Consider the following 19,952-nt stretch of genomic DNA (forward strand, 5'->3'; position numbering starts at 1 on the left):
ATTATTTAATAGGAAAATTGAAGTAGGTATAAGGATGGGGCTCATTACGTAATGTGAAGTGCCACCATTCCTTGGAGTAACTCCTAAAACCAAATGAATTCATAACTCCTTGTAAAATTTTACGATTTTCTTTTTGTTCTTCAGTTATATGGGGGTAATCTACCCAAGACTCAGGACCAAAGAAATCATACGGACTACCCATATCGAGCGGCTCTAAATTGTTTGCTTTAATAATCGTTAAATCTACAGTACTACCTCTACTATGACCAGATTTTGAAGCAATATAACCTTCCTGAAACAATACCGACTTGGAAGTACGAGGATAAAAATTTTGCTTTTGAATGGTATCATCTAAATCTCTAGCCCATTCGATAAAATGATTTACTGCTTCTTGTGGTCGGTAACCATCATAAACACGCAGGCACAAACCGATAGTCTCAAGTGAATCTTGAACCTTCATGAGAGCCACAACAGTCGGTTTAGTCAAAATTAAACGGTTCGCATTGTACCCGCGAATAGTATCGCCTACAAAATTGAAGTCCGTATAATATCGCAGTTCCACATCTAAATCTTTTATAACACTTTTAGCATCGATAAAATCAGAAGGGAATTCCTGATGGTCTTGAAATGCAAGCATCAATAAAGTTGAAACCGTATATATTAGAAGTTTTGTTAATTTCACTCGATAAATTTTCACCACAAGATAAGTTTTTCTTGCAATTTCAAATGACCAGAATCAAATTACCAGACGCTGAAGTTTACTACTACAAAAATTTTTTAAATATTGGTAGTGCCGATTATTATTTTCAAATATTATTTCGAGAATTAAACTGGAAATCGTTACCAATAAAGATTTTTGGCAAGGAATTTATGCAACCTAGGTTAATTGCCCTTTATGGAAACGAGGGTTTAGAATATACCTATTCAGGAACTACCTTAAAAACTGAGAGATGGTCATTAGAATTGGAGGAAATAAAAAAGAAAATTGAAGAGAAAATAGATTATAAGTTTAATTCTGTCCTTGCTAACCTTTACAGAAATGGTAACGATAGTAATGGATGGCATGCCGATAACGAAAAATCTTTAGGAAAAAATCCAGTGATAGCTTCTATAAGTTTGGGAGCTGCTAGAACTTTCAAAATGAAACATAATTTAATGCCAGATGCCAAGCTTAATATAACCTTAGAACATGGAAGTCTATTGGTAATGGAAGGACAAACACAACATTTTTACAAACATCAAATTCCCAAAACAAAAAAGAATGTATCGGAAAGAATAAATCTTACATTCAGAACGTTATTCTCATAAAAAGAAAAAACCGGGATCCCTCAATCCCGGCTTTCCTTATTTGCTTTTATTTATTGTAGATTTAGGGTCTCTAAGATCAACAACAATGCAAATATTAATTAATTAATCCATTGAACTAAAAACTAAATTTTAGTACACACCAAAAGTAAAATTAACTTTGAATTAATCAGTTTAAATACACAAAAAATCGATGAAAAGCATTTAATTTTAACAATTAAAGACTAAAAGTTGTATTTCATCGATTAAACACCATTTCAAAATTCAAAATAAAGTATGCTCCAAAATATTTCCCAAAACTTTTTAGGCCTAGATTTAGTCAAAATTTCATGTTTAATTCTTGCTTAAAATGACACGCGTCATGAAATTAAATCCCTTTATTATTCTTTTATTATTTCACTGTTTTGTTTGGAGTCAAAATCCAAAAATTATAGAAGAAGATTTAACTATCAACGAAAATATCGACGGAACTCTGTTAATACCTAATACAAACACCAAAGTTCCATTAGCAATCATTATTCCAGGGTCTGGACCGACTGACCGAAATGGAAACCAAAATTTCTTAAAAAACAACTCCCTTAAAAAATTAGCCGAGGCCCTTACCGCCAGTGACATTGCAACCTTTAGATTCGATAAAAGAATCGTAAAACAAATCCATCGCGGCAATGTTGATAGTAATATTAAGTTTGAGGATTTTGTTATCGACGTCAAGTCAATAATAAAATACTTTGCCAAGAACCCTGCATTTACAAAAATTATTCTAATTGGTCATAGTCAGGGTAGTCTTGTAGCCCTATTAGCCGACAACGATGAAGTTGATGGAATAATCTCCATCTCAGGAGCTGGCCAAAGCATCGATAAGGTTTTGTTAGAACAAATTAGCAAAATGGCTCCTGGGTTGTCAGATGAGGCTGAGGCAACCTTAAAAATCTTGAAGAGTGGGCAAACAACAACCAACTTTCCTCAACCCTTACAGTCTGTTTTCAATTATGATTTACAACCGTTTATGATCAGTTGGATAAAGTATGATCCCGTTAAAGAAATAACAAACATCGATAAACCAATTCTTGTAATAAATGGAACAAAAGATCTTCAAGTAAGCATATCTGAAGCAAAGTTGCTAGATGAAGCCGCTCCAAATTCCCAGATAAAAATTATCGAAGGAATGAACCATATCATGTTCACCATTGATGGTGATGACTTGGTAAATTCAAAATCCTATAATGAATCTTCACACGCTATTAACCAAGAATTAATTGAACTTATTCAGAAGTTCATCTTTTCCAAATAGTTAACTCCATTAATCGATAAAAAGTGTATTTTTAACCTTTACCGAAGGTATTTATCGAAAAATCAAATACTCTTAGCGAAAAAATAAGTCAAAGTTTAATGTTAAAAGTAGCTTTACAGCCATAAACCCATCTACTATTTAACCTATGAATAAGTTTATACTACTTATAGTTTTGTGCGTATGCACATCCTTCATTTCTTATTCTCAAGAATTTACGGTCGGCGTTAAAGGAGGAGTCAATTATTCTTACATTGGCGACGTTTTGTCATTTGGAGGTTCGTACCAACAAGGTGCACCAAATATTACATATACACCAGACAATGAAATTGGAACGCAATTTGGGGGTTTTATAAATGTTGAATTTGGAAAATTTTTTATAAGACCTGAATTATTGTTCACCAAATTTAAGAATAGTTATGACTTTCCATTTAATAGATCTTATTGGAATAGTAAACGAATAGATATACCCATTATGTTTGGATATGAAGTATTCAAACCTATTTCCATCTACGCAGGACCAATTATAAATTCAACGTCTGATATGACCATTGATGGTGTTCAACAGCCAATAACTTTTGATAAACGCGATATAAACATTGGCGCTGGGATATTGGTGGATTTCGGAAGGTTCGGATTTGATGTTAGATATGAAATTAGTACAACGGAAGAGCCTCGACAAAGAACTGATTTTAATTATAACAGTGCTGGTTCACCGGGTTATGGTGTTAATGTGGCGGATATGATGCCTTACAAATTAGGGGTAATTTCTATTAGTGCCCACATTAATATTTTCTCCACTGATAAAGACAGAATAGGAAGTTTCTTTGGAGGATTATTCCGGGGGGATAAGTGTTACTGTCCATACGATTAAAAAAAAAGTACTGATAAATAAAAGAAGAGCCCCAAACGGGGCTCTTCTCACTTTAACTAACCAACCAAATGTGACATCATCTTAAAGACATCTGTCTTAAACTACTAATCAATCACGATTTAGATATTTCAATTCTTGTGCCAAAGAATTAAGTAGAATTTTATATATGATTTATTTAACAATTTTATAAATCCTTTAAGAATGTCTATTTTGCCGCCAAATAATTCTTGAGTATGGACTCCACTCCCCTTATTAGTAACGACGGTATCGTCTTTGGCCTTTTAATGCTCGCATTAGGGTTTGTTTTTTATACTGAATCATTAAAAAAAGGATTTTGGCCAGTATTTTACAAATATGTTCCTGGGCTATTGATGTGTTATTTAATTCCAGCCATATTTAATTCGGTTGGTTTAATTTCCGCAGACGTATCTAAAACTTATTTCATTGCAAGCCGTTACTTACTGCCCGCTTCGCTAGTTTTATTAACAATAAGTATTGATTTAAAGGCGGTTTTCAATTTAGGTTGGAAAGCATTAGCAATGTTTTTTACCGGAACAATTGGAATTATTATTGGTGGCCCCATTGCAATACTTTTAATTTCAACCTTTTCACCTGAAACAGTAGGTGGGGTAGGTTTTGATGCTACATGGAGAGGGCTTGCAACATTGGCAGGCAGTTGGATAGGCGGTGGTGCCAACCAAGCCGCAATGTTAGAAATTTATGAATATAATACGGAATTGTATGGAGGCATGGTTTTGGTGGACATAGTAGTCGCAAACATCTGGATGGCCATATTATTATTAGGTATTGGCAAAAGCAATAAAATAGATCGGTGGTTGAAAGCGGATAATTCAGCTATCGAGGAATTGAAACTTAAAGTCCAACAGTTTACAGATAAAATTGTTAAGATTCCTTCCCTTACAGACTATATAATTATTCTCACTTTCGCATTTGTGGCCGTGGGTATTGCACATTTTGGTGCTGATCATATTGCAAGTTTTTTAAATGAAAATTTTGAAAGTGTTCGAAATCCAAGGAGTCCATTTTCTTCATTCGGAAGTGATTTCTTTTGGTTAATTTCAATTGCAACACTTATGGGTATAATTCTATCTTTTACTCCAGCAAAAAATTATGAGGGTGCAGGAGCAAGTAAAATTGGAAGTGTATTTATCTACATATTAGTAGCGACCATAGGTATGAAAATGGATCTTTTGAAAATATTTGAAAATCCAGGGCTTATCCTTATTGGTTTAGTTTGGATGGCTATACATGCTGGCTTATTAATCTTAGTGGCCAAATTAATTAAGGCTCCTTACTTCTTCATGGCCGTTGGAAGCCAGGCAAATGTAGGTGGAGCTGCCTCTGCCCCAGTTGTTGCTGCAGCATTTCATCCTTCACTTGCAACTGTAGGGGCACTACTGGCGGTATTTGGTTATGTGGTCGGAACTTATGGCGCAATCCTTTGCGCAGAATTGATGAAAATTGCCGCTGCAGGTTAGTAATTAAGAAAATTTAATAGCATATTTGCGCCAAATTTTGGAATGATGAAACAAGTTGTAGCTGCCGTTGCATTACTTATATTGTTCGGTTGTAAAGAGGAGACCAATTTTACCCTAGAAGGCCAAATTAAAGGTCTAAAAAAAGGAGTAGTTTATTTGGAACGCTTTCAAGATAGCACCTATAATGTTATTGACTCGGTTGTTATAAATGGAAATGAAAATTTTACGATTAAAACTCAACTTGAAGAGCCTGAGGTTTTGTTTTTACGTTTAGACAAAAATTCAAAGGAGGATGATTTGGTATCATTTTTTGCTGACGAGGGCATTACCAAAGTTTCAAGCACATTAAAAAACTTTTATTTTGATGCTTCGATTGAAGGCACAAAACAACAACAACTGTTAGAGGATTATTTAAAAATGATGGGCAAATTCAATGATGAAAATTTGGACCTCATTAAATCGTCCATTCAAAATAATAACAACTCTGACTCAATAAATAAGATTGACTATCAATCAAAATTTGACCAACTTATCAGGAGAAAATATCTGTATACTATAAATTTTGCTGTAAACAATAGAGGAAGTGAGGTTGCTCCATATTTGGCGGTTTATGAAATACCCGATGCCAATATTAAGCTTCTGGACACTATTTATAATTCTCTTCCAGAGAAAATTAAAACCTCTAAATATGGTAAGGAACTCGAAACTGTTCTAAAACAGCGAAAAAACGATTCCTTATAATTTATTTACCCTATCAACTAGCTTACTAGCTTCTTGGTCTAATTCACTTTGAACCCCTTTAAAATGGGTTTTACTATTTTCTAACTTTCTTTGATTGACTTTTACCATTAAATCATCGAAGGTTTTAATGGCATCATCAATAATTGCCTCACTCTCTTTGGTGGCACCCTCGTTCGTATTTTCCCAGTAATAGACTGAATCGATTATATCTCCCAAAACATTATTAATGTCCTTCTTTAGATTTCTTTTACTTGCCATATTATAAAATTTTAAAAAGTTAGTGAGTTTTTATCCTGAATACTTCACGAAATTACGTTCTGTTTCATAAAGAATAATTTCTAATTCTTGGTCCGCTTTAATATGCGGGCGAAGTCTATTGTAAATAACTATCGCAATATTTTCTGTTGTAGGATTTAACGATTTAAATTCCTCTGTTTCTAAATTTAGATTTTTATGGTCGAAAGCCTCTTCAATTTCTCTATAAATTATATCCTTCAATTTTTTGAGATTTAAAACAAATCCTGTTTCAGAATCCACAGTTCCAGTTACACTAACAACCAAATCATAATTATGACCATGATATTTTGGGTTACTACACTTCCCAAAAACTTCTAAATTCTTTTCATCACTCCATTCTGGTTTAAATAACCTATGAGCAGCATTAAAATGTGCCTTTCGAGAAACTGTTACTTTGTTATCCATTATTCGATATTTATCGCCTCGTAAAACTTATCAAAAATGATTTTAAACCAAACTGTATATATTTCGGGATTCAGGTTCATGTCTTGTTTAACATCGTGCAAAGACATCCATTTCCACGACTCGACTTCTTCTGGGTTAATGGCAGGTTCATCATTATACATTCCCGTTAGGATGTGGTCATATTCATGTTCTGTTAAGCCATTATCAAAGGGTGCTTTATAAATAAAAGATTGGGAATCGGTAAGCTCAGTAGTAAATCCCATTTCTTCCATTAGACGTCTTTTTCCTGCTTCTACATTGGTTTCACCGTCTCTCTGATGGCTACAACATGTATTTGTCCACAATCCAGGAGAATGGTATTTGGTTTTGGCCCGTTGTTGTAATAACAATTGGCCCTTATTGTTAAAAACAAAAACCGAAAACGCCCTATGCAAAAGGCCTTTCTCATGAGCCTCCATTTTAGGCATTAATCCTATCTTTTCGTCTTGTTCATTAACGAGAATAACTAGTTCTTCCTTCATATAATTCAAAAATAAGATTGATTACCGAAAATCCCACTCGGTTTATGGAATAATTAAGGAAGTTGTATTTCTTAACCCAAAGAAAAGCCACCTTAACTTTAGGTGGCTTAAAAAAATAATGTGCAATTATCTCACATGCTTGAGATAATAAACTCTGATCTCCTATTAAGTTGGTGTTCCTCTTCCGAACATTCAACACCATCCGTGCATTTGTTAACAGGTTCAGATTCTCCAAAACCATTAGCTATAAGTCGTTCTGGATCGATTCCCTTTCCAATTAAATATTCCCTTGTAGATTTAGCCCTTCTATCAGATAACGACAAATTGTAAGGTGCTTCCCCCCTACTATCGGTATGACTTCTAATATCGAGTTTCATTGATGGATAGGTTTTAAGTACAACCAATACCTTTTCTAATTCAACCGATGCATCATATCGTATTTTCGAATCGTCAAAATCAAAATAAATTATAGGAATATCAAGAGTTTTAGCAAGGTCGTCACCTACACCAACTTCTTGCGCATCGAGTTCCATGAATAATTCCATTTGCAAATCCTGAGATGTTTTCGGAGTTACTATTCGCTTTTCATCTCCAATATATTTTTCCTGCTCCACCCTTACTAAATAATCTTTATCACAATTAACTAAGAATTTAAACAATCCTTTTTCATCCGTATTTTTGGTTTCCAATAATTTTCCTTCGCTATCATATAATGAAACCACCGCTTCGGAAATTGGTTCGGTAGAATCTAAATCCTTGACAATGCCGTTTAAATTTTGTTCGCAATCCAATATTGTAAAACCGTAAATATCATCATCCCCTTTTCCCCCTTTTCTGTTAGAAGTAAAAAAGCCTTGTTTCAATGCAACACTTTCGTAATAGGCAAAATCGTCCATTGGGCTATTAATTGGTTTCCCAACATTTTCAACTTTAAATTCCATACCTCCTTCAGCGAAATTTTTTTCAAAATCCCGAATAACAAAAATATCTAATGAACCTAAACCAGGATATCCGTTTGAAGCAAAATAAAGGTCCCCTTTACTATTTATAAACGGGAAGGATTCCTCTCCTTCTGTATTTACTAAAGACCCAAGATTCTCTGGATTCCCAAATGTTCCATCAGGTTTTAAATTTGCACGAAAAATATCTGAAAGTCCCACATTGCCTTCCATATCCGAAGCAAAATACATTGCTGTTCCATCTGCATTAATCGATGGATGCGCTACACTATATTCACTTGAATTAAAATGAACCGGCTGTATGTCAGCCCAACTTTCTCCTTTTTTTATTGCTCTATAAATTTGAAGGCGATTAACCCCATCCTTTCCCTTTGTTTTTTTCTTGTCGTAAAAATTATTTCGTGTAAAAAACAGGAACTTACCATCTGGAGTTATCGCAATTGAAGACTCATGTACTTTCGTATTAATTGGCTCACCTAATCCTACTACTTCACCATACTTGTTATTACCATCATTGGTAGCGGTATAGATATCTAGAAATGGTTGTTCATTCCAATTATAATTTTTGCCACCACCTCGAGTTGAGGAAAAGTAAATTTTGCCATTGTACAAATAACCTCCAAAATCAGATAATTTTGAATTTATTGGAAGGTTGTAAACTTTAGCCTCATAATTACTAGCGGCTTCAATAGTGGCCAAATAATCTACATCATTTATAAATGCTGCAGCTCTAGAATCTTCGGGTTTTTCCTCATTGAATTTTCTCATGTAATTGTCAGCTTCTTCATATTTTTCAATACTTTTCAAAGCCTGTGAATATCTGAAATAATATTCCGGATCAACTTGCACGTCTTCCATCTCCATAAGCTTAGCGTACCACTTTACAGCATCCCTCATTTTGTTATTGAAATAAAAGGAATTGCCAAGTTTCATGAAAAGTTCGGCTGACTCATAACCGTCTTCTGCCACCTTAAGCAACACTTCACTCGTTTTAATGTAGGCGAGTTTATCATATTTCTTATCAATGCGCTGAACTTTCTTTTCCTGTGCAAACAAAATGCTCAGGTTGAAAAGAAGGACAATTAGTAAATAAATTCTAGGTTGTTTCATAACAATTAGTGTTTAAAAAAATCTGGGGGATATAAAGACATCATCATTAATTAAATCAAATTCAAATCTTAAAAATAATTCATGTGACCCACTATTATAATTATTTAGCCTTGAAGTTTCCCAATCATATGCATAGCCAATCATTAGTTTATCAGTTAATTGAAATCCAACTAGTCCGCTCATTGCGGCACTCCATCGATAGGCTACGCCAACGGTCAACTTCTCATTAAAGAGGAAATTAGCAGATGTATCAATTTGAAGTGGAGCCCCCGACACAGCCTTAAGCAATACAGCTGGCTTAAATTTCAAACTTGGATTAATATCGAAGACATAACCTGAAATCAAATAATGATTGATTCTTTCTTGAGAAACATATGACTCGGCACCTGTTTCATTTGCATAATATCGAGTTCTCAATAATGATGGAGCAGAATACCCGATATAGAATTTCTCGGTATAATAATAGAGTCCAAATCCTATGTTCGGATAAAACCGATTATCCACATTTTGCATAAAGTCGGCTTCAGAAGGATTTTCCGGATTGGTTTTACTGTAATCGATATTAAGGAAATTCCCCCCCGCCTTAAGCCCAAAAGCCAATTTGCCTAAGGAATCGGTTTTAATGGTGTATGAAAAATCTACGTTGAAATGTGTTTGGGTCTGAATCCATATCTCATCGCGCATTAGCGAAACTCCAATACCAATATTTTCATTGCTTAGAGGCGTATGGCCAGCCAACGTCATGGTTCTAGGCGCTCCCTCTAATCCTATCCATTGTGCCCTATAAAGCCCATTAATATTCATGGTTTCCCTAGAACCAGCATAAGCAGGATTTACAACAATAGTGTTATACATATATTGGGTGTATTGAGCGTCTTGCTGTGCATGGCTAAATATGCTAGACAGCCCAATTAAAATTAACAATTTGGGTATTTTATTCATTTGTGAATATACTATTTTATAGATCATTCCTCAGATTCCTATTCAGATTAACGTTGTATGTAAATTGGACCAGCCTTAGATCTCATCGATTCTCCGTCATAATAATTCAAAACATAATAATAGACCCCTGCAGGTAATTTGTCGCCTTTTCTAATGGTAATTCTACCTTCAGAGATACCTATAAAATAAGGCCCCTCATGATAAGCATCCTTATCATAAACTAAAACACCCCATCGATTATAAATCTTTACATTATTTTGAGGGTAATTCTCTAATCCACCTATTTTAAAAGCATCATTTTGACCGTCGTTGTCATCCGGGGATATGGCGTCATAGACAATAAGTTCAGGACCTGTTAGATATATTACCGTAGGATCATTATCTGGTTCTCCATCGAAATTTCCTTGAGCATCCGGTGTTTCAATAGTATCATCGCCCGCATCCGAAATATCATAAATCATAGGTCCATAGGCCTCTTTACCGGCAGCCTCTGCACTATTTTCAATAAAACCTCTAGCCATATCCGATGGAACTATTGTATAGGAAGCAGTAACACTTCCAACTTCACCAGGATAAAGTGTACCCGGACTTATAGGAAGATTTAAAATACCGAGTACTCCATCATTTATTGTTATATCCTCTATTACTGTATTTCCGGTATTGAAAACCCTGAAAGTATAAGTGATAATATCTCCTACATAACCATTGCCACTAATTTCAGCCGTCTTAAATAATGCCATATTAGAATTACACTTAAGAACATCTGTTTGACTAATTGTTATAGTCTCACTACTGGTACAACCTGATTCAGGGTCAGTTATTGTTACCGTATAGTCACCCGGCTCTCCTATTTCAATTGAAGTAGAAGTTTCGCCCGTGTTCCATTCAAAGGAGAAATCACTTTCAAAAATACTGCTACTTGCATCCAAAATTATCCTTCTCCTAATACAAGTAAGCTCAGTGGATTCACTAGTGATAAGTGCAGTAGGAACGTCGATATTTTCTAAAATATCAATACTAAAGCTATCAGAACAACCAGAACTTTCATTTGTTACTGTTACCGTATAGGTACCTGGCATTGTAACGTCAATACTGGAAGTTGTTTCACCAGTATTCCAACTATAACTAGCTGTGCCATCCACTGTACTACCAATAGCATCTAAAGTAATACTAGTAACAATACAATTTAATTCTGTTTCAGTTGAAGTTATCAGGGCGGTTGGTTTAGACAATATACCCAATACTAGTGTTTGATCTGCCCCACAGTTTTGACCTTCTATAGTTAAGTTCTGTGGCGTGGTATAAGTTTCACCATTTACCGCCCAAGTATAAGATTCACCTTCACAAATTTGAACATTTGTAACTACATCTACTGGCTGTGTGCCGCTGACATCCCAGCTACAGGTCGCATCGTTGAAGGTCGCAGTCTCCCAGCATTCAAGGTCCGTAGGCTCGGCTGGCTGTGTGCCGCTGACATCCCAGCTACAGGTCGCATCGTTGAAGGTCGCAGTCTCCCAGCATTCAAGGTCCGTAGGCTCGGCTGGCTGTGTGCCGCTGACATCCCAGCTACAGGTCGCATCGTTGAAGGTCGCAGTCTCCCAGCATTCAAGGTCCGTAGGCTCGGCTGGCTGTGTGCCGCTGACATCCCAGCTACAGGTCGCATCGTTGAAGGTCGCAGTCTCCCAGCATTCAAGGTCCGTAGGCTCGGCTGGCTGTGTGCCGCTGACATCCCAGCTACAGGTCGCATCGTTGAAGGTCGCAGTCTCCCAGCATTCAAGGTCCGTAGGCTCGGCTGGCTGTGTGCCGCTGACATCCCAGCTACAGGTCGCATCGTTGAAGGTCGCAGTCTCCCAGCATTCAAGGTCCGTAGGCTCGGCTGGCTGTGTGCCGCTGACATCCCAGCTACAGGTCGCATCGTTGAAGGTCGCAGTCTCCCAGCATTCAAGGTCCGTAGGCTCGGCTGGCTGTGTGCCGCTGACATCCCAGCTACAGGTCGCATCGTTGAAGGTCGCAGTCTCCCAGCATTCAAGGTCCGTAGGCTCGGCTGGCTGTGTGCCGCTGACATCCCAGCTACAGGTCGCATCGTTGAAGGTCGCAGTCTCCCAGCATTCAAGGTCCGTAGGCTCGGCTGGCTGTGTGCCGCTGACATCCCAGCTACAGGTCGCATCGTTGAAGGTCGCAGTCTCCCAGCATTCAAGGTCCGTAGGCTCGGCTGGCTGTGTGCCGCTGACATCCCAGCTACAGGTCGCATCGTTGAAGGTCGCAGTCTCCCAGCATTCAAGGTCCGTAGGCTCGGCTGGCTGTGTGCCGCTGACATCCCAGCTACAGGTCGCATCGTTGAAGGTCGCAGTCTCCCAGCATTCAAGGTCCGTAGGCTCGGCTGGCTGTGTGCCGCTGACATCCCAGCTACAGGTCGCATCGTTGAAGGTCGCAGTCTCCCAGCATTCAAGGTCCGTAGGCTCGGCTGGCTGTGTGCCGCTGACATCCCAGCTACAGGTCGCATCGTTGAAGGTCGCAGTCTCCCAGCATTCAAGGTCCGTAGGCTCGGCTGGCTGTGTGCCGCTGACATCCCAGCTACAGGTCGCATCGTTGAAGGTCGCAGTCTCCCAGCATTCAAGGTCCGTAGGCTCGGCTGGCTGTGTGCCGCTGACATCCCAGCTACAGGTCGCATCGTTGAAGGTCGCAGTCTCCCAGCATTCAAGGTCCGTAGGCTCGGCTGGCTGTGTGCCGCTGACATCCCAGCTACAGGTCGCATCGTTGAAGGTCGCAGTCTCCCAGCATTCAAGGTCCGTAGGCTCGGCTGGCTGTGTGCCGCTGACATCCCAGCTACAGGTCGCATCGTTGAAGGTCGCAGTCTCCCAGCATTCAAGGTCCGTAGGCTCGGCTGGCTGTGTGCCGCTGACATCCCAGCTACAGGTCGCATCGTTGAAGGTCGCAGTCTCCCAGCATTCAAGGTCCGTAGGCTCGGCTGGCTGTGTGCCGCTGACATCCCAGCTACAGGTCGCATCGTTGAAGGTCGCAGTCTCCCAGCATTCAAGGTCCGTAGGCTCGGCTGGCTGTGTGCCGCTGACATCCCAGCTACAGGTCGCATCGTTGAAGGTCGCAGTCTCCCAGCATTCAAGGTCCGTAGGCTCGGCTGGCTGTGTGCCGCTGACATCCCAGCTACAGGTCGCATCGTTGAAGGTCGCAGTCTCCCAGCATTCAAGGTCCGTAGGCTCGGCTGGCTGTGTGCCGCTGACATCCCAGCTACAGGTCGCATCGTTGAAGGTCGCAGTCTCCCAGCATTCAAGGTCCGTAGGCTCGGCTGGCTGTGTGCCGCTGACATCCCAGCTACAGGTCGCATCGTTGAAGGTCGCAGTCTCCCAGCATTCAAGGTCCGTAGGCTCGGCTGGCTGTGTGCCGCTGACATCCCAGCTACAGGTCGCATCGTTGAAGGTCGCAGTCTCCCAGCATTCAAGGTCCGTAGGCTCGGCTGGCTGTGTGCCGCTGACATCCCAGCTACAGGTCGCATCGTTGAAGGTCGCAGTCTCCCAGCATTCAAGGTCCGTAGGCTCGGCTGGCTGTGTGCCGCTGACATCCCAGCTACAGGTCGCATCGTTGAAGGTCGCAGTCTCCCAGCATTCAAGGTCCGTAGGCTCGGCTGGCTGTGTGCCGCTGACATCCCAGCTACAGGTCGCATCGTTGAAGGTCGCAGTCTCCCAGCATTCAAGGTCCGTAGGCTCGGCTGGCTGTGTGCCGCTGACATCCCAGCTACAGGTCGCATCGTTGAAGGTCGCAGTCTCCCAGCATTCAAGGTCCGTAGGCTCGGCTGGCTGTGTGCCGCTGACATCCCAGCTACAGGTCGCATCGTTGAAGGTCGCAGTCTCCCAGCATTCAAGGTCCGTAGGCTCGGCTGGCTGTGTGCCGCTGACATCCCAGCTACAGGTCGCATCGTTGAAGGTCGCAGTCTCCCAGCATTCAAGGTCCGTAGGCTCGGCTGGCTGTGTGCCGCTGACATCCCAGCTACAGGTCGCATCGTTGAAGGTCGCAGTCTCCCAGCATTCAAGGTCCGTAGGCTCGGCTGGCTGTGTGCCGCTGACATCCCAGCTACAGGTCGCATCGTTGAAGGTCGCAGTCTCCCAGCATTCAAGGTCCGTAGGCTCGGCTGGCTGTGTGCCGCTGACATCCCAGCTACAGGTCGCATCGTTGAAGGTCGCAGTCTCCCAGCATTCAAGGTCCGTAGGCTCGGCTGGCTGTGTGCCGCTGACATCCCAGCTACAGGTCGCATCGTTGAAGGTCGCAGTCTCCCAGCATTCAAGGTCCGTAGGCTCGGCTGGCTGTGTGCCGCTGACATCCCAGCTACAGGTCGCATCGTTGAAGGTCGCAGTCTCCCAGCATTCAAGGTCCGTAGGCTCGGCTGGCTGTGTGCCGCTGACATCCCAGCTACAGGTCGCATCGTTGAAGGTCGCAGTCTCCCAGCATTCAAGGTCCGTAGGCTCGGCTGGCTGTGTGCCGCTGACATCCCAGCTACAGGTCGCATCGTTGAAGGTCGCAGTCTCCCAGCATTCAAGGTCCGTAGGCTCGGCTGGCTGTGTGCCGCTGACATCCCAGCTACAGGTCGCATCGTTGAAGGTCGCAGTCTCCCAGCATTCAAGGTCCGTAGGCTCGGCTGGCTGTGTGCCGCTGACATCCCAGCTACAGGTCGCATCGTTGAAGGTCGCAGTCTCCCAGCATTCAAGGTCCGTAGGCTCGGCTGGCTGTGTGCCGCTGACATCCCAGCTACAGGTCGCATCGTTGAAGGTCGCAGTCTCCCAGCATTCAAGGTCCGTAGGCTCGGCTGGCTGTGTGCCGCTGACATCCCAGCTACAGGTCGCATCGTTGAAGGTCGCAGTCTCCCAGCATTCAAGGTCCGTAGGCTCGGCTGGCTGTGTGCCGCTGACATCCCAGCTACAGGTCGCATCGTTGAAGGTCGCAGTCTCCCAGCATTCAAGGTCCGTAGGCTCGGCTGGCTGTGTGCCGCTGACATCCCAGCTACAGGTCGCATCGTTGAAGGTCGCAGTCTCCCAGCATTCAAGGTCCGTAGGCTCGGCTGGCTGTGTGCCGCTGACATCCCAGCTACAGGTCGCATCGTTGAAGGTCGCAGTCTCCCAGCATTCAAGGTCCGTAGGCTCGGCTGGCTGTGTGCCGCTGACATCCCAGCTACAGGTCGCATCGTTGAAGGTCGCAGTCTCCCAGCATTCAAGGTCCGTAGGCTCGGCTGGCTGTGTGCCGCTGACATCCCAGCTACAGGTCGCATCGTTGAAGGTCGCAGTCTCCCAGCATTCAAGGTCCGTAGGCTCGGCTGGCTGTGTGCCGCTGACATCCCAGCTACAGGTCGCATCGTTGAAGGTCGCAGTCTCCCAGCATTCAAGGTCCGTAGGCTCGGCTGGCTGTGTGCCGCTGACATCCCAGCTACAGGTCGCATCGTTGAAGGTCGCAGTCTCCCAGCATTCAAGGTCCGTAGGCTCGGCTGGCTGTGCCGCTGACATCCCAGCTACAGGTCGCATCGTTGAAGGTCGCAGTCTCCCAGCATTCAAGGTCCGTAGGCTCGGCTGGCTGTGTGCCGCTGACATCCCAGCTACAGGTCGCATCGTTGAAGGTCGCAGTCTCCCAGCATTCAAGGTCCGTAGGCTCGGCTGGCTGTGTGCCGCTGACATCCCAGCTACAGGTCGCATCGTTGAAGGTCGCAGTCTCCCAGCATTCAAGGTCCGTAGGCTCGGCTGGCTGTGTGCCGCTGACATCCCAGCTACAGGTCGCATCGTTGAAGGTCGCAGTCTCCCAGCATTCAAGGTCCGTAGGCTCGGCTGGCTGTGTGCCGCTGACATCCCAGCTACAGGTCGCATCGTTGAAGGTCGCAGTCTCCCAGCATTCAAGGTCCGTAGGCTCGGCTGGCTGTGTGCCGCTGACATCCCAGCTACAGGTCGCATCGTTGAAGGTCGCAGTCTCCCAGCATTCAAGGTCCGTAGGCTCGGCTGGCTGTGTGCCGCTGACATCCCAGCTACAGGTCGCATCGTTGAAGGTCGCAGTCTCCCAGCATTCAAGGTCCGTAGGCTCGGCTGGCTGTGTGCCGCTGACATCCCAGCTACAGGTCGCATCGTTGAAGGTCGCAGTCTCCCAGCATTCAAGGTCCGTAGGCTCGGCTGGCTGTGTGCCGCTGACATCCCAGCTACAGGTCGCATCGTTGAAGGTCGCAGTCTCCCAGCATTCAAGGTCCGTAGGCTCGGCTGGCTGTGTGCCGCTGACATCCCAGCTACAGGTCGCATCGTTGAAGGTCGCAGTCTCCCAGCATTCAAGGTCCGTAGGCTCGGCTGGCTGTGTGCCGCTGACATCCCAGCTACAGGTCGCATCGTTGAAGGTCGCAGTCTCCCAGCATTCAAGGTCCGTAGGCTCGGCTGGCTGTGTGCCGCTGACATCCCAGCTACAGGTCGCATCGTTGAAGGTCGCAGTCTCCCAGCATTCAAGGTCCGTAGGCTCGGCTGGCTGTGTGCCGCTGACATCCCAGCTACAGGTCGCATCGTTGAAGGTCGCAGTCTCCCAGCATTCAAGGTCCGTAGGCTCGGCTGGCTGTGTGCCGCTGACATCCCAGCTACAGGTCGCATCGTTGAAGGTCGCAGTCTCCCAGCATTCAAGGTCCGTAGGCTCGGCTGGCTGTGTGCCGCTGACATCCCAGCTACAGGTCGCATCGTTGAAGGTCGCAGTCTCCCAGCATTCAAGGTCCGTAGGCTCGGCTGGCTGTGTGCCGCTGACATCCCAGCTACAGGTCGCATCGTTGAAGGTCGCAGTCTCCCAGCATTCAAGGTCCGTAGGCTCGGCTGGCTGTGTGCCGCTGACATCCCAGCTACAGGTCGCATCGTTGAAGGTCGCAGTCTCCCAGCATTCAAGGTCCGTAGGCTCGGCTGGCTGTGTGCCGCTGACATCCCAGCTACAGGTCGCATCGTTGAAGGTCGCAGTCTCCCAGCATTCAAGGTCCGTAGGCTCGGCTGGCTGTGTGCCGCTGACATCCCAGCTACAGGTCGCATCGTTGAAGGTCGCAGTCTCCCAGCATTCAAGGTCCGTAGGCTCGGCTGGCTGTGTGCCGCTGACATCCCAGCTACAGGTCGCATCGTTGAAGGTCGCAGTCTCCCAGCATTCAAGGTCCGTAGGCTCGGCTGGCTGTGTGCCGCTGACATCCCAGCTACAGGTCGCATCGTTGAAGGTCGCAGTCTCCCAGCATTCAAGGTCCGTAGGCTCGGCTGGCTGTGTGCCGCTGACATCCCAGCTACAGGTCGCATCGTTGAAGGTCGCAGTCTCCCAGCATTCAAGGTCCGTAGGCTCGGCTGGCTGTGTGCCGCTGACATCCCAGCTACAGGTCGCATCGTTGAAGGTCGCAGTCTCCCAGCATTCAAGGTCCGTAGGCTCGGCTGGCTGTGTGCCGCTGACATCCCAGCTACAGGTCGCATCGTTGAAGGTCGCAGTCTCCCAGCATTCAAGGTCCGTAGGCTCGGCTGGCTGTGTGCCGCTGACATCCCAGCTACAGGTCGCATCGTTGAAGGTCGCAGTCTCCCAGCATTCAAGGTCCGTAGGCTCGGCTGGCTGTGTGCCGCTGACATCCCAGCTACAGGTCGCATCGTTGAAGGTCGCAGTCTCCCAGCATTCAAGGTCCGTAGGCTCGGCTGGCTGTGTGCCGCTGACATCCCAGCTACAGGTCGCATCGTTGAAGGTCGCAGTCTCCCAGCATTCAAGGTCCGTAGGCTCGGCTGGCTGTGTGCCGCTGACATCCCAGCTACAGGTCGCATCGTTGAAGGTCGCAGTCTCCCAGCATTCAAGGTCCGTAGGCTCGGCTGGCTGTGTGCCGCTGACATCCCAGCTACAGGTCGCATCGTTGAAGGTCGCAGTCTCCCAGCATTCAAGGTCCGTAGGCTCGGCTGGCTGTGTGCCGCTGACATCCCAGCTACAGGTCGCATCGTTGAAGGTCGCAGTCTCCAGCATTCAAGGTCCGTAGGCTCGGCTGGCTGTGTGCCGCTGACATCCCAGCTACAGGTCGCATCGTTGAAGGTCGCAGTCTCCCAGCATTCAAGGTCCGTAGGCTCGGCTGGCTGTGTGCCGCTGACATCCCAGCTACAGGTCGCATCGTTGAAGGTCGCAGTCTCCCAGCATTCAAGGTCCGTAGGCTCGGCTGGCTGTGTGCCGCTGACATCCCAGCTACAGGTCGCATCGTTGAAGGTCGCAGTCTCCCAGCATTCAAGGTCCGTAGGCTCGGCTGGCTGTGTGCCGCTGACATCCCAGCTACAGGTCGCATCGTTGAAGGTCGCAGTCTCCCAGCATTCAAGGTCCGTAGGCTCGGCTGGCTGTGTGCCGCTGACATCCCAGCTACAGGTCGCATCGTTGAAGGTCGCAGTCTCCCAGCATTCAAGGTCCGTAGGCTCGGCTGGCTGTGTGCCGCTGACATCCCAGCTACAGGTCGCATCGTTGAAGGTCGCAGTCTCCCAGCATTCAAGGTCCGTAGGCTCGGCTGGCTGTGTGCCGCTGACATCCCAGCTACAGGTCGCATCGTTGAAGGTCGCAGTCTCCCAGCATTCAAGGTCCGTAGGCTCGGCTGGCTGTGTGCCGCTGACATCCCAGCTACAGGTCGCATCGTTGAAGGTCGCAGTCTCCCAGCATTCAAGGTCCGTAGGCTCGGCTGGCTGTGTGCCGCTGACATCCCAGCTACAGGTCGCATCGTTGAAGGTCGCAGTCTCCCAGCATTCAAGGTCCGTAGGCTCGGCTGGCTGTGTGCCGCTGACATCCCAGCTACAGGTCGCATCGTTGAAGGTCGCAGTCTCCCAGCATTCAAGGTCCGTAGGCTCGGCTGGCTGTGTGCCGCTGACATCCCAGCTACAGGTCGCATCGTTGAAGGTCGCAGTCTCCCAGCATTCAAGGTCCGTAGGCTCGGCTGGCTGTGTGCCGCTGACATCCCAGCTACAGGTCGCATCGTTGAAGGTCGCAGTCTCCCAGCATTCAAGGTCCGTAGGCTCGGCTGGCTGTGTGCCGCTGACATCCCAGCTACAGGTCGCATCGTTGAAGGTCGCAGTCTCCCAGCATTCAAGGTCCGTAGGCTCGGCTGGCTGTGTGCCGCTGACATCCCAGCTACAGGTCGCATCGTTGAAGGTCGCAGTCTCCAGCATTCAAGGTCCGTAGGCTCGGCTGGCTGTGTGCCGCTGACATCCCAGCTACAGGTCGCATCGTTGAAGGTCGCAGTCTCCCAGCATTCAAGGTCCGTAGGCTCGGCTGGCTGTGTGCCGCTGACATCCCAGCTACAGGTCGCATCGTTGAAGGTCGCAGTCTCCCAGCATTCAAGGTCCGTAGGCTCGGCTGGCTGTGTGCCGCTGACATCCCAGCTACAGGTCGCATCGTTGAAGGTCGCAGTCTCCCAGCATTCAAGGTCCGTAGGCTCGGCTGGCTGTGTGCCGCTGACATCCCAGCTACAGGTCGCATCGTTGAAGGTCGCAGTCTCCCAGCATTCAAGGTCCGTAGGCTCGGCTGGCTGTGTGCCGCTGACATCCCAGCTACAGGTCGCATCGTTGAAGGTCGCAGTCTCCCAGCATTCAAGGTCCGTAGGCTCGGCTGGCTGTGTGCCGCTGACATCCCAGCTACAGGTCGCATCGTTGAAGGTCGCAGTCTCCAGCATTCAAGGTCCGTAGGCTCGGCTGGCTGTGTGCCGCTGACATCCCAGCTACAGGTCGCATCGTTGAAGGTCGCAGTCTCCCAGCATTCAAGGTCCGTAGGCTCGGCTGGCTGTGTGCCGCTGACATCCCAGCTACAGGTCGCATCGTTGAAGGTCGCAGTCTCCCAGCATTCAAGGTCCGTAGGCTCGGCTGGCTGTGTGCCGCTGACATCCCAGCTACAGGTCGCATCGTTGAAGGTCGCAGTCTCCCAGCATTCAAGGTCCGTAGGCTCGGCTGGCTGTGTGCCGCTGACATCCCAGCTACAGGTCGCATCGTTGAAGGTCGCAGTCTCCCAGCATTCAAGGTCCGT

At 45.9% G+C, this 19,952-nt stretch carries 14 protein-coding genes; 5 read left to right on the plus strand and 9 right to left on the minus strand.

Translation table 11 applies throughout. The annotated features are described in order from the left end of the window. Nucleotide 1: 1 nt before the first annotated feature. The gene (locus tag ISU00_RS01200; protein ID WP_228852220.1) at nucleotides 2-682 is read right to left on the minus strand and encodes a M15 family metallopeptidase; all 681 of its coding nucleotides are present in this window, start codon (nucleotides 680-682) and stop codon (nucleotides 2-4) included. Nucleotides 683-726: 44 nt separating this feature from the next. On the opposite strand from ISU00_RS01200, the gene ISU00_RS01205 reads away from it, so the two are divergent. The 5 genes from ISU00_RS01205 (at nucleotide 727) to ISU00_RS01225 (ending at nucleotide 5,707) form a co-directional block, all read left to right on the plus strand. After that, a complete protein-coding gene (locus ISU00_RS01205; protein WP_228852221.1) occupies nucleotides 727-1,308 on the plus strand; it encodes an alpha-ketoglutarate-dependent dioxygenase AlkB family protein in 582 nt (193 codons plus the stop codon). Nucleotides 1,309-1,666: 358 nt separating this feature from the next. Next, nucleotides 1,667-2,596: an alpha/beta hydrolase gene (locus ISU00_RS01210; RefSeq protein WP_228852222.1), complete on the plus strand. Its 930-nt coding sequence runs from the start codon at nucleotides 1,667-1,669 to the stop codon at nucleotides 2,594-2,596. A 145-nt stretch (nucleotides 2,597-2,741) separates the two neighbouring features. Beyond that, complete coding sequence (locus tag ISU00_RS01215; RefSeq protein WP_228852223.1) at nucleotides 2,742-3,467, plus strand: porin family protein; 726 nt, start codon at nucleotides 2,742-2,744, stop codon at nucleotides 3,465-3,467. A 233-nt stretch (nucleotides 3,468-3,700) separates the two neighbouring features. Next, nucleotides 3,701-4,966, plus strand: a complete 1,266-nt coding sequence (locus tag ISU00_RS01220) for a DUF819 family protein (RefSeq protein WP_228852224.1) — start codon at nucleotides 3,701-3,703, stop codon at nucleotides 4,964-4,966. 45 nt (nucleotides 4,967-5,011) lie between these two features. After that, nucleotides 5,012-5,707, plus strand: a complete 696-nt coding sequence (locus tag ISU00_RS01225) for a DUF4369 domain-containing protein (protein ID WP_228852225.1) — start codon at nucleotides 5,012-5,014, stop codon at nucleotides 5,705-5,707. Here ISU00_RS01225 and ISU00_RS01230 read toward each other — a convergent pair. From ISU00_RS01230 to ISU00_RS01260, 8 genes are all read right to left on the minus strand, one after another. After that, entirely contained in the window at nucleotides 5,702-5,965 is a 264-nt protein-coding gene (locus tag ISU00_RS01230) for a hypothetical protein (protein ID WP_228852226.1), read from the minus strand. The two genes, ISU00_RS01225 and ISU00_RS01230, sit on opposite strands and share 6 nt — an antisense overlap. 30 nt (nucleotides 5,966-5,995) lie before the next feature. Next, complete coding sequence (locus ISU00_RS01235; protein WP_228852227.1) at nucleotides 5,996-6,409, minus strand: 6-pyruvoyl trahydropterin synthase family protein; 414 nt, start codon at nucleotides 6,407-6,409, stop codon at nucleotides 5,996-5,998. Continuing rightward, nucleotides 6,409-6,930, minus strand: coding sequence for an isopentenyl-diphosphate Delta-isomerase (idi, locus tag ISU00_RS01240; RefSeq protein WP_228852228.1), 522 nt, complete (start codon nucleotides 6,928-6,930; stop codon nucleotides 6,409-6,411). Before idi ends, ISU00_RS01235 begins: the two co-directional genes overlap by 1 nt. Nucleotides 6,931-7,061: 131 nt before the next feature. Continuing rightward, nucleotides 7,062-8,999: an OmpA family protein gene (locus ISU00_RS01245; protein WP_228852229.1), complete on the minus strand. Its 1,938-nt coding sequence runs from the start codon at nucleotides 8,997-8,999 to the stop codon at nucleotides 7,062-7,064. A 12-nt stretch (nucleotides 9,000-9,011) separates the two neighbouring features. Beyond that, nucleotides 9,012-9,941 carry a PorP/SprF family type IX secretion system membrane protein gene (locus ISU00_RS01250; RefSeq protein ID WP_228852230.1) on the minus strand — a complete coding sequence of 310 codons (930 nt, stop codon included), beginning with the start codon at nucleotides 9,939-9,941 and terminating at the stop codon, nucleotides 9,012-9,014. A 47-nt stretch (nucleotides 9,942-9,988) separates the two neighbouring features. Beyond that, the gene (locus ISU00_RS01255) at nucleotides 9,989-15,466 is read right to left on the minus strand and encodes a T9SS type B sorting domain-containing protein (RefSeq protein ID WP_317174356.1); all 5,478 of its coding nucleotides are present in this window, start codon (nucleotides 15,464-15,466) and stop codon (nucleotides 9,989-9,991) included. After that, nucleotides 15,411-17,927 carry a hypothetical protein gene (locus tag ISU00_RS17690; protein WP_317174331.1) on the minus strand — a complete coding sequence of 839 codons (2,517 nt, stop codon included), beginning with the start codon at nucleotides 17,925-17,927 and terminating at the stop codon, nucleotides 15,411-15,413. The genes ISU00_RS01255 and ISU00_RS17690 overlap by 56 nt, the downstream gene beginning before the upstream one ends. Next, nucleotides 17,890-19,605 (minus strand): hypothetical protein, encoded by a 1,716-nt coding sequence (locus ISU00_RS01260; protein ID WP_228852232.1) that lies wholly within the window; start codon nucleotides 19,603-19,605, stop codon nucleotides 17,890-17,892. The genes ISU00_RS17690 and ISU00_RS01260 overlap by 38 nt, the downstream gene beginning before the upstream one ends. Nucleotides 19,606-19,952 lie beyond the last annotated feature (347 nt).

It is taken from the genome of Aegicerativicinus sediminis (assembly GCF_015476115.1).
Taxonomy (GTDB): domain Bacteria; phylum Bacteroidota; class Bacteroidia; order Flavobacteriales; family Flavobacteriaceae; genus Aegicerativicinus; species Aegicerativicinus sediminis.

Coding starts and splice junctions, on each gene's coding strand:
- ISU00_RS01220 (WP_228852224.1), top strand. CDS start 3,701: ATGGACTCCACTCCCCTTATTAGTAACGACGGTATCGTCTTTGGCCTT.
- ISU00_RS01210 (WP_228852222.1), top strand. CDS start 1,667: ATGAAATTAAATCCCTTTATTATTCTTTTATTATTTCACTGTTTTGTT.
- ISU00_RS01230 (WP_228852226.1), bottom strand. CDS start 5,965: ATGGCAAGTAAAAGAAATCTAAAGAAGGACATTAATAATGTTTTGGGA.
- ISU00_RS01225 (WP_228852225.1), top strand. CDS start 5,012: ATGAAACAAGTTGTAGCTGCCGTTGCATTACTTATATTGTTCGGTTGT.
- idi (WP_228852228.1), bottom strand. CDS start 6,930: ATGAAGGAAGAACTAGTTATTCTCGTTAATGAACAAGACGAAAAGATA.
- ISU00_RS01250 (WP_228852230.1), bottom strand. CDS start 9,941: ATGAATAAAATACCCAAATTGTTAATTTTAATTGGGCTGTCTAGCATA.
- ISU00_RS01205 (WP_228852221.1), top strand. CDS start 727: ATGACCAGAATCAAATTACCAGACGCTGAAGTTTACTACTACAAAAAT.
- ISU00_RS01245 (WP_228852229.1), bottom strand. CDS start 8,999: ATGAAACAACCTAGAATTTATTTACTAATTGTCCTTCTTTTCAACCTG.
- ISU00_RS01235 (WP_228852227.1), bottom strand. CDS start 6,409: ATGGATAACAAAGTAACAGTTTCTCGAAAGGCACATTTTAATGCTGCT.
- ISU00_RS17690 (WP_317174331.1), bottom strand. CDS start 17,927: ATGCTGGAGACTGCGACCTTCAACGATGCGACCTGTAGCTGGGATGTC.
- ISU00_RS01260 (WP_228852232.1), bottom strand. CDS start 19,605: ATGCTGGAGACTGCGACCTTCAACGATGCGACCTGTAGCTGGGATGTC.
- ISU00_RS01255 (WP_317174356.1), bottom strand. CDS start 15,466: ATGCGACCTGTAGCTGGGATGTCAGCGGCACAGCCAGCCGAGCCTACG.
- ISU00_RS01215 (WP_228852223.1), top strand. CDS start 2,742: ATGAATAAGTTTATACTACTTATAGTTTTGTGCGTATGCACATCCTTC.